The following is a 12,761-nucleotide window of genomic DNA, read 5'->3' as shown; positions in this document are numbered from 1 at the left end:
CTTCGGCCACCGCCTGTGGACAACACCAGGACGACAGGAGGCCCGTAATGCGACATATAGGTCATATTTAAGCCTAGTGTGACATTGCGCTGTCCACAGCGGTTGCGCTTTCTGCCCTCATGGTCATAGACCGACCGGGAAGGACGGCCCATCCACATGCCCGCAGACCTCGCAGTCATCGGACTCGGCCACCTCGGCCTGCCCCTCGCCCAGGCCGCCGTGGCCGCAGGCGTGCAGACCGTCGGCTACGACACCGACCCACGCGCCTACACGGAACTCTCCGCGGGCCGCACCCCCGTCGAGGGGTCGCTCACCGCCTCGGACATCCGCCGGATGCTCTCGGGAGGCTTCCGGCCCACCACCAACCCGGCCGAACTGGGCCGGGTCCGTACCGCGGTGATCTGCGCGCCCACCCCGCTCGGCGCCGACCGCACCCTCGACCTCACCGCCGTCGGCGACGCGGCCCGCGCGCTCGCCGCCCGGCTGCGCCCGCACACCACCGTCCTGCTGGAATCGGCCGTGCCGCCCGGCACCACCGAGAACTACCTGCTGCCGCTGCTCGAAGAGGGCTCGGGCCTGCGCGCCGGCCGCGACTTCCACCTGGCCTGCTCCCCCAGCCGCCTCGACCCCGGCAACAGGACCCACGTCTACGCCAACACCCCCAAGGTCATCGGCGGCCTCACCCCCGCCTGCACCGAATCGGCCGCCGCCTTCTACGGCCGGCTCACCGACAAGGTCGTCCGGGCCCGCGGGCCGCGCGAGGCCGAGATGACGAAGGTCCTGGAGACCAACTTCCGGCACGTCAACATCGCCCTGGTCAACGAGATGGCGGTGCTCTGCCACGACCTCGGCGTCGACCTGTGGGACGTCATCCGGTGCGCCGAGACCAAGCCCTTCGGCTTCCAGCCGTTCCGCCCGGGCCCCGGCGTCGGCGGCCACGGCGCACCCGTCGACCCGGGCTACCTCCCGTACAACAGCCGCACCCCCGGCCACCCCCTGCGGATGGTCTCGCTCGCCCAGGAGATCAACGACCGGATGCCGCAGTACGTGATCCAGCGCTGTGCCACCCTGCTGAACGAACACGGCAAGTCCGTCCGCGGCGCCCGGGTGCTGCTGCTCGGGGTCACGTACAAGCCCGACCTCGCCGACCAGGAGGCGTCCCCCGCCCGGGAGATCGCGAGCCGGCTGATGGACATGGGTGCCCAGATCGGCTACCACGACCCCCACGTCCTGGACTGGCGGGTGCGCGAGCTCCCGGTCCCGCGCGCCGACTCGCTGTACGAGGCGGCGTCGAGCGCCGACCTCACGGTGCTGCTCCAGCACCACCGGACGTACGACCTCCAGGGCCTCGCGGTGAAGGCCCAGCTACTCCTGGACACCCGTGGCGCGACCCCGGCGGGGGCCGCACACCGGCTGTGAGAGCCTTTTCCCGGGATTTGGGTGGGGAAATGTCACAGGCTGCTGCTAGCCTGCGGCTCACTTCTCGCACAGTCGTGCGCTTCCGTCCCAGGGGGATCCCACACCATGAGTCAGCCCGTGCCGCCGCCGAACCAGCCGCAGCAGCCGCAGCAGCCGTACAACGCCCAGCCCGGCGGCAACCCGTTCGCGAACCAGCAGCCCGGTGACCCGAACGGCAACCCGTTCGGGGGCCAGCAGCCCGGCGCGCCGTTCGCCCCGCCGGCGCCCGCACGCAACAACATCGGCCTCGGCCTGGTCGCCGCCGTCGTCGCGGCCGTCGTCGCCGCAGGTATCTACGGGGCCATCATCGGCGCCACCAAGCACGAGATCGGCTACGCGGCCGTGGGTGTCGGCTTCATCGTCGGCTTCGTGGCGGGCAAGGTCGGCGGCCGCAACCCCGTGCTGCCGGTCGTCAGCGCCGTGCTCTCGCTGGTCGCCGTCTACTTCGGCCAGCTGCTCGGTGAGGCGATGATCGCGGCCAAGGAGCTCCCGGTCACCGTCTCCGAGCTCTTCTTCGAGCACTTCAGCCTGCTGAACGAGGCATGGAAGGCCGACTCGGACTTCATCTCGTACCTCTTCTTCGCCATCGCGGCGATCGCCGCGTTCTCCGGCGCCAAGAAGGCCGCCGACTAGTCGCGGACCGCACCCCGCACATACGGGAGGGCCCGGACCGCCACTGCGGTCACCGGGCCCTCCTGTCATGCTCGGAACACTCAGCGACGGTGCTGCGAGTCCGCCACCGTGACCTCGACGCGCTGGAACTCCTTGAGGTCGCTGTACCCCGTCGTCGCCATCGCCCGGCGCAGCGCGCCGAAGATGTTCATCGAGCCGTCGGGGGTGTGCGAAGGACCGGTCAGGACCTCCTCGGTGGTGCCGACCGAGCCCAGGTCCACCAGCTTGCCGCGCGGCACGTCCTCGTGGACGGCCTCCATGCCCCAGTGCCGGCCGCGGCCCGGCGCGTCCGTCGCACGGGCCAGCGGGGAGCCCATCATCACGGCGTCCGCACCACAGGCGATGGCCTTGGGCAGGTCGCCGGACCAGCCGACGCCGCCGTCCGCGATCACGTGCACGTACCGGCCGCCGGACTCGTCCATGTAGTCGCGGCGGGCGCCGGCCACATCGGCGACCGCGGTCGCCATCGGGACCTGGATGCCGAAGACGTTGCGCGTGGTGTGCGCGGCGCCGCCGCCGAAGCCGACGAGGACACCGGCCGCACCGGTACGCATCAGGTGCAGGGCGGCGGTGTACGTGGCGCAGCCGCCGACGATCACCGGGACGTCCAGCTCGTAGATGAACTGCTTGAGGTTGAGCGGCTCGGCAGCACCCGAGACGTGCTCGGCGGAGACCGTCGTACCGCGGATGACGAAGATGTCCACGCCCGCGTCGACGACGGCCTTGGAGAACTGCGCGGTGCGCTGCGGGGAGAGCGCGGCGGCGGTGACGACACCGGAGTCGCGCACCTCCTTGATGCGCTGCCCGATCAGCTCCTCCTGGATCGGGGCGGAGTAGATCTCCTGGAGGCGGCGGGTCGCCGACTCCACGGGCATCTCGGCGATCTCGTCGAGCAGCGGCTGCGGGTCGGCGTGCCGGGTCCACAGGCCCTCGAGGTTGAGGACGCCTAGGCCGCCCAGCTCACCGATGTGGATCGCGGTCTGCGGGGAGACCACGGAGTCCATGGGAGCGGCCAGGAACGGCAGCTCGAAACGGTAGGCGTCGATCTGCCAGGCGATCGAGACCTCCTTCGGGTCACGGGTACGGCGGCTCGGAACGACGGCGATGTCGTCGAATGCGTACGCCCGGCGGCCGCGCTTGCCGCGCCCGATCTCGATCTCAGTCACGTGTGTGGCCTTTCCCTCTGCGTTTCAGCGCCTTCCAGTATCCCCGACATACGTGCCAGGGGCGGCCCCGGGAGTCCCGGGGCCGCCCCTGGCACTGTCGGCGGCTACTTGCTGCGGCTGTAGTTCGGCGCCTCGACCGTCATCTGGATGTCGTGCGGGTGGCTCTCCTTGAGCCCCGCGGACGTGATGCGGACGAAGCGGCCCTTGGTCTCCATCTCGTCGATGGAGGCGGCGCCCACGTAGCCCATTGTCTGGCGGAGGCCGCCGACGAGCTGGTGCAGCACGTTGGCCAGCGGGCCTCGGTAGGGCACCTGGCCCTCGATGCCCTCGGGGACGAGCTTGTCGTCCGAGGCCACGTCGGCCTGGAAGTAGCGGTCCTTGGAGTACGAGCGACCCTGCCCGCGGGACTGCATCGCCCCGAGGGAACCCATGCCGCGGTACGACTTGAACTGCTTGCCGTTGATGAAGAGGAGCTCGCCGGGAGACTCCTCGCAGCCCGCGAGGAGGCTGCCCAGCATGACCGTGTCGGCACCGGCGGCGAGCGCCTTGCCGATGTCGCCGGAGTACTGCAGACCGCCGTCGCCGATGACCGGGACACCGGCCGCGCGGGCGGCGAGAGCGGCCTCGTAGATCGCGGTGACCTGCGGGACGCCGATACCGGCGACCACGCGCGTGGTGCAGATGGAGCCGGGGCCCACGCCGACCTTCACGCCGTCGACACCGGCGTCGATCAGGGCCTGCGCGCCGTCACGCGTCGCGACGTTGCCGCCGATGACGTCGACGCCGACGCTGGACTTGATCTTCGCCATCCAGTTCAGCGCGTTGCTGTTGTGTCCGTGCGAGGTGTCGACGATGAGGAAGTCCACGCCCGCCCCGGCCAGAGCCTGAGCGCGCTCCAGGGCCTCGGGGCTCGCGCCGACCGCCGCGCCGACGAGGAGCCGGCCCTCGGCGTCCTTCGCCGCGTTCGGGTACTGCTCGGCCTTCACGAAGTCCTTGACCGTGATGAGGCCCTTGAGGACGCCCGCATCGTCGACCAGCGGAAGCTTCTCGATCTTGTGGCGGCGCAGCAGCTCCATGGCGTCGACGCCGGAGATGCCGACCTTGCCGGTCACGAGCGGCATCGGCGTCATGACCTCGCGCACCTGGCGGCTGCGGTCGGACTCGAACGCCATGTCGCGGTTGGTGACGATGCCGAGCAGCTTGCCCGCCGGGTCGGTCACCGGGACGCCGCTGATGCGGAACTTGGCACACAGCGCGTCGGCCTCGGCCAGCGTCGCGTCCGGGTGCACGGTGATCGGGTCGGTCACCATGCCGGACTCGGAGCGCTTCACGAGGTCGACCTGGTTGACCTGGTCCTCGATCGACAGGTTGCGGTGCAGCACACCGACGCCGCCCTGCCGTGCCATGGCGATGGCCATGCGGGATTCGGTGACCTTGTCCATCGCCGCGGAGAGCAGCGGAATGTTCACGCGCACGTTGCGGGAGATGCGGGACGAGGTGTCGACTGCGTTGGGCAGCACCTCTGATGCGCCGGGCAGCAGCAGCACGTCGTCGTATGTCAGCCCGAGCGTCGCGAATTTCTCGGGCACTCCGTCGACGTTTGCAGTCATGACACCTTCCCCAAATGGCCTTGATCGGTGCGGATGTCCATGCTAACGGCCTCCGGGGGTGTCTCATTCCACGAGCAAGATCACCTAGAGGTTCTGTAGCTTCATACGGAAGCCTCCGTACGGACCCGACCGGGCCCGATCACTGCTCCGCGAGCGCCCGCAGCCTGCTCAGCGCCCGGTGCTGGGCGACCCGGACCGCGCCCGGCGACATGCCCAGCATCTGTCCGGTCTCCTCGGCGGTCAGCCCGACGGCGACCCGCAGGACGAGCAGCTCGCGCTGGTTCTCCGGGAGGTTGGCGAGGAGCTTCTTCGCCCAGGCGGCATCGCTGCTGAGCAGGGCACGCTCCTCGGGCCCGAGCGAATCGTCCGGCCGCTCGGGCATCTCGTCGGACGGCACGGCCGTCGATCCCGGGTGCCGCATGGCGGCCCGCTGGAGATCGGCGACCTTGTGGCCCGCGATGGCGAACACGAAGGCTTCGAAGGGTCTGCCGGTGTCCTTGTAGCGCGGCAGCGCCATCAGCACCGCGACACAGACCTCCTGCGCCAGGTCCTCCACGAAGTGGCGGGCATCACCGGGCAGCCGGCTCAGCCGCGACCTGCAGTAACGCAGCGCGAGAGGGTGGACATGGGCCAGCAGATCATGGGTGGCCTGCGCGTCGCCCTCGACGGCACGGTGCACCAGGGCACCGATCGCCGTCGTCTCGTCGTCGCGCATCGGACCATGGTGCCTCGGAGCCGCGCCATCCGTGCCGCCGCGTCCGTAGTTGTGCACCGAAGCGTTATGAGCGGGTGCGCCGGAAGTCATGTCCTGCGCCCTCCCCTTCCGCTCGACCGAATCGTTCCCGAGGAACTCCACCTCTCAAGGATGCGTCATCGGCCGGGAAGCGTCACATACCGTCGGCGCTACGGGCTCCGCCGGTGGAGCGGAACCCGTCCCGCGCACGTCGGTCACGTCGCCCCGTCCACAGCTTCGCGGACGGGGGATCGATCGACTGCCGGCCATGGCCGGCCCTCAGCGGACCAGGCCCCAGCGGAAGCCGAGCGCCACGGCGTGCGCCCGGTCCGAGGCGCCTAGCTTCTTGAACAGACGCCTGGCGTGCGTCTTCACCGTGTCCTCCGAGAGGAACAGCTCACGGCCGATCTCGGCGTTCGAACGGCCATGGCTCATCCCTTCGAGCACCTGGATCTCACGCGCGGTGAGCGTCGGCGCCGCACCCATCTCGGCCGACCGCAACCGGCGCGGGGCGAGCCGCCACGTCGGATCGGCCAGCGCCTGGGTGACGGTGGCGCGCAGCTCCGCGCGGGAGGCGTCCTTGTGCAGATAGCCGCGGGCACCGGCGGCGACCGCGAGCGCGACACCGTCCAGGTCCTCGGCGACGGTCAGCATGATGATCCTGGCGCCGGGGTCGGCGGAGAGCAGCCGCCGGACCGTCTCCACACCCCCGAGACCGGGCATGCGTACGTCCATCAGAATCAGATCCGAACGGTCGGCGCCCCAGCGGCGAAGGACTTCCTCGCCGTTGGCCGCCGTCGTCACCCGCTCGACGCCGGGCACGGTCGCGACCGCGCGACGGAGCGCTTCTCGGGCAAGCGGGGAGTCGTCGCAGACGAGGACGGATGTCATGACCGTCCTCCGCAGCTGATGCGCGTCACCTTGAGCCTCCAGGCTGTTACAAGTCGTCACCTGTGCGGTTGACACTCTCGGACATCTGCCCGATCGCTTTTTTCGTCAACCGCCTCCGCCCTCTCAACGATGGTCACTCGAAAGAGTTACGGGTCGGGGAACCGGGTTCGGCACTCTACGTGAGGGGCTGCACACGGAGGAGAACGGCACGGATCATCCAATCCTCAACCGAAACTTCACATGAAGGTATGCCCCATTTAGCGGATTTTCTTCCCTTTTACTGGTGTCTGTGGATAGATTCGCAATCAGTCATATTTACATCTACTTGCACCGTAGATGTACGGTCGTGGGCACGGTCGATGACGGACGACAACGACGTTTCCGACTCAGCAAGGTTTCGAGGGGACAAGCAATGGCAGATTTCTCCCGCCTTCCCGGACCCAACGCCGATCTCTGGGACTGGCAGCTGCTGGCGGCCTGCCGTGGGGTCGACAGCTCGCTGTTCTTCCACCCGGAGGGTGAGCGCGGGGCGGCACGGAGCGCCCGCGAGAACTCGGCGAAAGAGGTCTGCATGCGATGCCCGGTACGCGCCGAGTGCGCAGCCCATGCCCTGGCGGTGCGAGAGCCGTACGGAGTGTGGGGCGGACTGACCGAGGACGAGCGCGAAGAGCTCATGGGACGGGCCCGCAGCCGGCTGATCGCGGCAGCGGCGCCGTCGGGCGTTCCGTCCCCGCTGGGGCACGGCTGATCCAGCACGCCTCGTAACAACAACAAGAAAAACGTCTCTGCACTTCACCCGGCCGCAACGAGGGGCCGGGTCTCAGGCAGGCCCTTCAGCGGGCGGCCGCCAGGGACAGCCGGTCCAGGGTGGCCGCCACCGCCGGGACCTGGGCCAGGTCGGGCAGGGTCAGCGCGACGATCTCGCGCTCGATGGCCGGTTCCACCGTCACGGTGCACGCCCCCTTGGGACGTACCGACTCGATCGCCAGCTCCGGCAGTACGGCCACCCCGAGTCCGGCGCCGACCAGACCGACCACCGCCGGGTAGTCGTCGGTGGCGAAGTCGATCCGGGGGGTGAAGCCCGACTCCTCGCAGACCTCCACCAGCTGGCGGCGGCAGCGCGGGCAGCCCGCGATCCACGAATCCCCGGCCAGATCGGCGATGCCCACCGTGGCCGATCGCGACAGCCGGTGCCCCTCGGGGACCAGGCCGATCAGCCGGTCGGTGAGCAGCGGGCGTACCACCAGGTCGTCCCATTCGGTGCCGGAGGCGCCGTAACGGAACGCCAGCGCGATGTCGCAGTCGCCCTCGCGCAGCATCTCGACCGAGCGCGGCGGCTCGGCCTCCACCAGCGAGACCCGGGTGCCGGGGTGGGCCTCGCGCAGTGCGGCGAGGGCGCCGGGGACCAGGGTGGAGCTGCCGCTGGGGAACGAGACGAGCCGGACCCGGCCGGCCCGCAGCCCGGCGATGGCGGCGACCTCCTCCTCGGCGGCGGTGAGACCGGCGAGGATGCCGGAGGCGTGCCGGACGAGCGCCTCGCCCGCCTGGGTGAGCCGCATCTCGCGGCCGGTACGGATCAGCAGCGTGGTGCCCGCGGAGGCCTCCAGGGCCTTCATCTGCTGGCTGACCGCGGGCTGGGTGCAGCCCAGTTCGCGAGCGGCGGCGGAGAACGAGCCGGCGGCGGCCACGGCGCGCAGGACACGGAGATGACGGGCTTCGATCACCCCTCAACCATAAGCGGATCTTGGGTCGGGTGTGAATTATTGTCGCGCACCTTTGAGGGTGGAATGGTTAGCGTTCTCCGTATGACGTCCATGGAACCGACAGAGCCGATGCGGCTGCTGACCGTGAATGTGGGACGGCCGAAGGCCGTCGACCACACCGACGCCCCCTCGGGCCTGACCGGCATCGACAAGCAGCCGGCGAACGGGCCGGTGCGCGTCACCGACCCCGGGCCCAAGGGCACCGGCGGCAGTGGTCTGGCCGGGGACACGGTGTGCGATCTGCGCCATCACGGCGGCTCCGACCAGGCGGTGTACGCCTTCGCCCGCAAGGATCTCGACAGGTGGGAGCGGGAGCTCGGCCACCGGCTGGCCAACGGCGCGTTCGGCGAGAACCTGACGACCGCCGGGGTCGATGTGAGCGGTGCGAAGATCGGCGAGCGCTGGCGGATCGGCGCCGATCTGGTGCTGGAGGTGACGTCGGGCCGGATTCCGTGCCGTACGTTCGCCGGTCATCTCGGCGAGGCGCGCTGGGTCAAGCGGTTCACGCAGGCGGCGGCTCCGGGCGCCTATCTGCGGGTGATCGAGCCGGGCGACATCAGGGCCGGGGACCCGGTCGAGATCGTGCACCGCCCGGAACACGACGTCACCGTGGAGATGGAGTTCCTGGCCTCGACGACGCGACGGGACCTGCTGCCGGGGCTGCTCGCGGCCCGGGACGCGCTGCATCCCGAGGCGTTGCGTGCCGCTCTGAAGTACGTCGAGAAGTCGGCGGCGGACGGCTGATCACCGCGTGCCGGACAGGCACTAACGTGCCGCGTATGACGACTGCACTGATTACGGGCGCGACCGCGGGGATCGGCGCCGCCTTCGCGCGGCGGCTCGCGGCGGACGGGCACAACCTGGTGCTGGTGGCGCGGGACACCGAGCGGCTGCGCGAGCAGGCGACGGAGCTGCACGACCGGCACGGCATCGAGGCCGAGGTACTGAGGGCCGATCTGTCCGAGGACGAGGGGATCGCCGCGGTCGAGGACCGGTTGACGGACCGTCGCCATCCGGTCGATCTGCTGGTCAACAACGCCGGGTTCGGCAACAAGGGCCACTATCTGGACGTGCCCATGGCCGATGAGCTGAAGATGCTGAAGCTGCACTGCGAGGCGGTGCTGCGGCTGACCTCGGCGGCCGCGGCCGGGATGCGGGAGCGCGGACGGGGCGGGGTGGTCAACGTGGCCTCGGTGGCCGCGTTCGTGCCGCGCGGCACGTACGGCGCGTCCAAGGCGTGGGTCGTGCAGTTCACCCAGGGCGCGGCGAAGGACATGGCCGGTACGGGGGTGCGGCTGATGGCGCTGTGCCCCGGGTTCGTACGGACGGAGTTCCACCAGCGGGCCGGGATGGGGACCGGCAACATTCCGGGCTGGATGTGGCTCGACGCGGACAAGCTGGTGGAGACGGCCCTGGCCGACCTGGCACGCGGTAAGTCGGTCTCGGTTCCGGATCCGCGGTACAAGGCGTTGATGGGGATCGTGAAGGTGACGCCGCGCGGCCTGCTCGGAGGGGTCACCTCCAAGACAGGCCGCAAGTACGGTCCCCAGTGAGCGGTCGGTTACCGCACCCCACGGCCCGCGTAGGCGCCGATGTTGGGGGCGCCGGGCTTCAGTTCGTTGCCGAAGTAGTCCTTGCCGCCGTTGTTCTCGATGACGGCTCCGGCGGCGAGGGCGGGCGAGCCCGCACCGAGCCGGAAGTCGGCCCGGAGCTTCGGGTCGGCCGTGATGCCGCCGGGGTCGGGTCGGGTCATGTCGATGCCGTAGAAGGCGTTGTGGTCGAAGGAGAGCCCGGGGGTCGGGTTCTTGAAGGCGTAGCCGCCGGTGCCCTCGCTCACGAAGATGTTGTTGCGGATGGACAGTTCGTGCTGGGTGGTGGCGGGGCCGCCGGCGTCGTCCTGGACGAGGTAGCCGGGGATCTGCTCCTTGTTGTGGAAGGTGTTGTTGTAGATCTCGGTGCCGAGGATCGGGCCCCAGCAGTTCTGGATGAGGCGGGCGCCGTCGTTGCGGCTGACGTTGTAGCGGGCGACCGTGCCGATGGTCTTGGCGCCGCTGTACGGGCAGATCAGCAGGAAGCCGCCCTTGTTGTCGTGGCTGTAGTTGTACTGGAAGACGGTGTTCTGGGAGGCGCCGTCGGCGTCGAAGGACATCCCGTCGTGGGTGTTGCCGCCGCCCGAGACCTCGTTGTACTCGACGGTCGTGTCGTCGGTGTTGAAGGTCCAGATGCCTGCGTTGGCGGAGGGCGAACGGAGCTGGAAGCCGTCGACCCGGTTGTGGTCGACGCGGGCGCCGCTGGTGGTGTCGAGCTTCATGCCGTCGCCGGCCAGGGACTTCAGCGTGTTGTGGTGGATGCGGACGCCGGTGCTGGGTGTCCACTCCCCCGGGTACACGTTCGGGTCCTGCTGCTGGCCGACCAGGTCGCGCTTGGAGAAGGTCGACTTGAAGTAGATGCCCTCGCGGTCGACGTCCTCGATGCGGTTGTGCCCGATGTCCAGGCCGTCGTACCAGCTGGCCTTCGCCTTGCCCTCGACGGCGATGTGGATCGCGCTGGAGCCGGAGACCGTCTTGTAGTCGCCGCCGCGCACATCGTGGATGTAGAGGCCGGAGATGTCGAAGCCGCGGGCGACGCCGTAGTCGGTGAGGCGGAGGCGGACGCCGTTGCGCTCGCTGCCGGGGTTGTCGGCGTTGGTGATCTCCAGCGCCTTGAGGTGCACGTACTGCGTGTTGGAGAGCAGGACGACATCGTGGGCACCCGCGCCGTCGAGCCTGGCGCGGGCCGGGCCGCTGCCGTAATCGGCAATGGTGAACGGGGCGCGGGCGGAGCCGGTGCCGGTGGGGGCGAGGGTGCCGGTGCAGGTGGCACCGCGCTTGAAGAGGAGCCGGTCACCGGGGCCGTAGGTGTGCGCGTTGGCCTCGGCGAGCGAGGTCCAGGGGTGCTGCTCGCTGCCGGTGGCGCCGGCCGGGTCCGCGGCGCAGTCGACGTGGAAGGTACGGCCGGCGGGCGCGGCCTGTGCGGCGGTCTGGCCCACGGCGGTCAGGCCGCCGGCGGCCGTCAGGGCCACGAGCGCCGCAGCAGTGACGCGATGTCTCACAATTCCTCCGTACGAACAGTCAGGGTCGGAACGAACAGTCAGGGCGGGGCGGACGGTCGGGGGTGGGGCGGACGGTCAGGGGTGGGGGCGGGACGAGTCCGCACCGCCGGAATCCTGGACTCGGATTGATCGAACGTCAATGGATTGGGTTTGAATGATCGAAACTCCCATCGTTCGATCACGTTGCTCTAGGGTCGGACAACGGCCCCGGCATCGGCCGGACCGGGGCCGGGCCACACACTGCGAGGGGACTGCTGCCGTGCGCGAAAGTGCTGCTGAACGTCATGACCGCCTGCTCGGACTGGTACGGGAACGGGGTTCGGCCCGGGTCTCGGACCTGGCCTCGCTGCTGGGGGTCTCGCCCGTCACGGCGCGCCGGGACGTGGAGGAACTGGCCGGCCGCGGCCTGCTCGACCGGGTCCACGGATCGGTGTCCTGGCCGCAGGAGGGCGCCCCGGGCTCCGCCGCCGGACCCGGCTCCACGGGCAGCGGCCTGGTCCTCGGCATGCTCGCGCCCTCGTCGACCTACTACTTCGCCGAGGTCATCCGCGGCGCCCACGAGGCCGCCGCCAGGGCCGGGGCCAGGCTCATCCTGCGCATCTCCGACTACCGGCCGCAGGAGGACCACGCCCGCACCGAGGGGCTGCTCTCCGCGGGCGCCGAAGGGCTGCTGGTCGCGCCCGGCTGGCAGGACCCGGGCGACCCCGCCGCGTTCGGCGACTGGATCGCCTCGCTGCCCGTGCCGACCGTCCTGCTGGAGCGCAGGCCCACCGCGGGCTCCCCGCTGGACGGCCTGGACCGGGTCTGCTCGGACCATGCGCACGGCGTGCTGCTGGCGGTGCGCCACCTGGTGGATCTCGGACACGGGGCGCCGCTGCTGATGGCCCGTGCCGACTCACCGACCGCCGTCGCGGTGCGGTCCGGGTACGCGGAGGCGCTGGGTGTGCTCGGGCTGCGCGCGCCGCAGGACGTGATCGATTCCGTACCGTCCGAACTCGCCCCGGACGCCTTCGAGCAGGCCGTGCAGGCGCTGCGCGAGGCGGTCCTCTCGGGGGTGGCGACGGCGGCGCTGATCCACAACGACGTGGACGCGATCCAGGTGGTGCAGCGCCTGGCCGAACTGGGCGTGCGGGTTCCGGAGAACCTGGCCCTGATCGCCTACGACGACGAGGTGGCGGCCCTCGCGGACACACCGCTCACGGCGGTCGCGCCGCCCAAGCGCGAGGTGGGCCGTCACGCGACGGAACTGCTGGTGGAGCGGCTGGGCCAGAGCGCGGGCGCACCCCGGCGGCATCTGACGCTGCTGCCGCAGCTGAGGGTCAGGGACTCGTGCGGGGCGCGCCTCCCGTAGGCGCCGGGGGCAGACCTCGGGGCGGG

At 70.4% G+C, this 12,761-nt stretch carries 12 protein-coding genes; 6 read left to right on the top strand and 6 right to left on the bottom strand.

The features are described from left to right. Window positions 1-156: 156 nt before the first annotated feature. Both OG978_RS24695 and OG978_RS24690 read left to right on the top strand, forming a co-directional pair. Window positions 157-1,419, top strand: a complete 1,263-nt coding sequence (locus OG978_RS24695) for a nucleotide sugar dehydrogenase (protein WP_326767278.1) — start codon at window positions 157-159, stop codon at window positions 1,417-1,419. A gap of 105 nt (window positions 1,420-1,524) precedes the next feature. After that, the gene (locus OG978_RS24690; RefSeq protein WP_326767277.1) at window positions 1,525-2,091 is read left to right on the top strand and encodes a hypothetical protein; all 567 of its coding nucleotides are present in this window, start codon (window positions 1,525-1,527) and stop codon (window positions 2,089-2,091) included. A gap of 80 nt (window positions 2,092-2,171) precedes the next feature. Here the strand turns inward: OG978_RS24690 and OG978_RS24685 are convergent, their stop codons facing one another. From OG978_RS24685 to OG978_RS24670, 4 genes are all read right to left on the bottom strand, one after another. Beyond that, a complete protein-coding gene (locus OG978_RS24685; RefSeq protein ID WP_326767276.1) occupies window positions 2,172-3,296 on the bottom strand; it encodes a GuaB3 family IMP dehydrogenase-related protein in 1,125 nt (374 codons plus the stop codon). Window positions 3,297-3,400: 104 nt separating this feature from the next. Beyond that, window positions 3,401-4,906: an IMP dehydrogenase gene (gene guaB / locus OG978_RS24680; protein ID WP_326767275.1), complete on the bottom strand. Its 1,506-nt coding sequence runs from the start codon at window positions 4,904-4,906 to the stop codon at window positions 3,401-3,403. 139 nt (window positions 4,907-5,045) lie between these two features. Beyond that, window positions 5,046-5,621 carry a sigma-70 family RNA polymerase sigma factor gene (locus OG978_RS24675; protein WP_326767274.1) on the bottom strand — a complete coding sequence of 192 codons (576 nt, stop codon included), beginning with the start codon at window positions 5,619-5,621 and terminating at the stop codon, window positions 5,046-5,048. A 297-nt stretch (window positions 5,622-5,918) separates the two neighbouring features. Continuing rightward, window positions 5,919-6,530, bottom strand: coding sequence for a response regulator transcription factor (locus OG978_RS24670; protein WP_003948568.1), 612 nt, complete (start codon window positions 6,528-6,530; stop codon window positions 5,919-5,921). Between the two features lie 412 nt (window positions 6,531-6,942). Between OG978_RS24670 and OG978_RS24665 the strand changes: the two genes are divergently transcribed. Beyond that, window positions 6,943-7,278, top strand: a complete 336-nt coding sequence (locus tag OG978_RS24665) for a WhiB family transcriptional regulator (RefSeq protein WP_326767273.1) — start codon at window positions 6,943-6,945, stop codon at window positions 7,276-7,278. Between the two features lie 85 nt (window positions 7,279-7,363). Here the strand turns inward: OG978_RS24665 and OG978_RS24660 are convergent, their stop codons facing one another. Continuing rightward, window positions 7,364-8,254, bottom strand: coding sequence for a LysR family transcriptional regulator (locus tag OG978_RS24660; protein WP_326767272.1), 891 nt, complete (start codon window positions 8,252-8,254; stop codon window positions 7,364-7,366). A gap of 108 nt (window positions 8,255-8,362) precedes the next feature. On the opposite strand from OG978_RS24660, the gene OG978_RS24655 reads away from it, so the two are divergent. Then, window positions 8,363-9,037: an MOSC domain-containing protein gene (locus OG978_RS24655; RefSeq protein ID WP_326770149.1), complete on the top strand. Its 675-nt coding sequence runs from the start codon at window positions 8,363-8,365 to the stop codon at window positions 9,035-9,037. Between the two features lie 35 nt (window positions 9,038-9,072). Then, on the top strand, window positions 9,073-9,846 hold the full coding sequence (locus OG978_RS24650; protein ID WP_326767271.1) for an SDR family NAD(P)-dependent oxidoreductase: 774 nt from the start codon (window positions 9,073-9,075) through the stop codon (window positions 9,844-9,846). An 8-nt stretch (window positions 9,847-9,854) separates the two neighbouring features. On the opposite strand, the gene OG978_RS24645 is transcribed toward OG978_RS24650, so the two are convergent. Then, on the bottom strand, window positions 9,855-11,384 hold the full coding sequence (locus OG978_RS24645; protein WP_326767270.1) for a right-handed parallel beta-helix repeat-containing protein: 1,530 nt from the start codon (window positions 11,382-11,384) through the stop codon (window positions 9,855-9,857). Window positions 11,385-11,643: 259 nt separating this feature from the next. Here OG978_RS24645 and OG978_RS24640 point away from each other — a divergent pair, with 259 nt between their 5' ends. Further along, a complete protein-coding gene (locus OG978_RS24640) occupies window positions 11,644-12,735 on the top strand; it encodes a substrate-binding domain-containing protein (protein ID WP_326767269.1) in 1,092 nt (363 codons plus the stop codon). Window positions 12,736-12,761 lie beyond the last annotated feature (26 nt).

The organism is Streptomyces sp. NBC_01591 (genome assembly GCF_035918155.1).
GTDB lineage: Bacteria > Actinomycetota > Actinomycetes > Streptomycetales > Streptomycetaceae > Streptomyces.
Note: the sequence above shows the minus strand (reverse complement) of the source record. Positions and strands in the feature narration are given on the sequence as shown.

Bases quoted from the DNA above. Each gene is read 5' to 3' on its own strand.
- OG978_RS24695 (WP_326767278.1), top strand. From the start codon at position 157: ATGCCCGCAGACCTCGCAGTCATCGGACTCGGCCACCTCGGCCTGCCC.
- OG978_RS24690 (WP_326767277.1), top strand. From the start codon at position 1,525: ATGAGTCAGCCCGTGCCGCCGCCGAACCAGCCGCAGCAGCCGCAGCAG.
- guaB (WP_326767275.1), bottom strand. From the start codon at position 4,906: ATGACTGCAAACGTCGACGGAGTGCCCGAGAAATTCGCGACGCTCGGG.
- OG978_RS24675 (WP_326767274.1), bottom strand. From the start codon at position 5,621: ATGCGCGACGACGAGACGACGGCGATCGGTGCCCTGGTGCACCGTGCC.
- OG978_RS24670 (WP_003948568.1), bottom strand. From the start codon at position 6,530: ATGACATCCGTCCTCGTCTGCGACGACTCCCCGCTTGCCCGAGAAGCG.
- OG978_RS24665 (WP_326767273.1), top strand. From the start codon at position 6,943: ATGGCAGATTTCTCCCGCCTTCCCGGACCCAACGCCGATCTCTGGGAC.
- OG978_RS24655 (WP_326770149.1), top strand. From the start codon at position 8,363: ATGCGGCTGCTGACCGTGAATGTGGGACGGCCGAAGGCCGTCGACCAC.
- OG978_RS24650 (WP_326767271.1), top strand. From the start codon at position 9,073: ATGACGACTGCACTGATTACGGGCGCGACCGCGGGGATCGGCGCCGCC.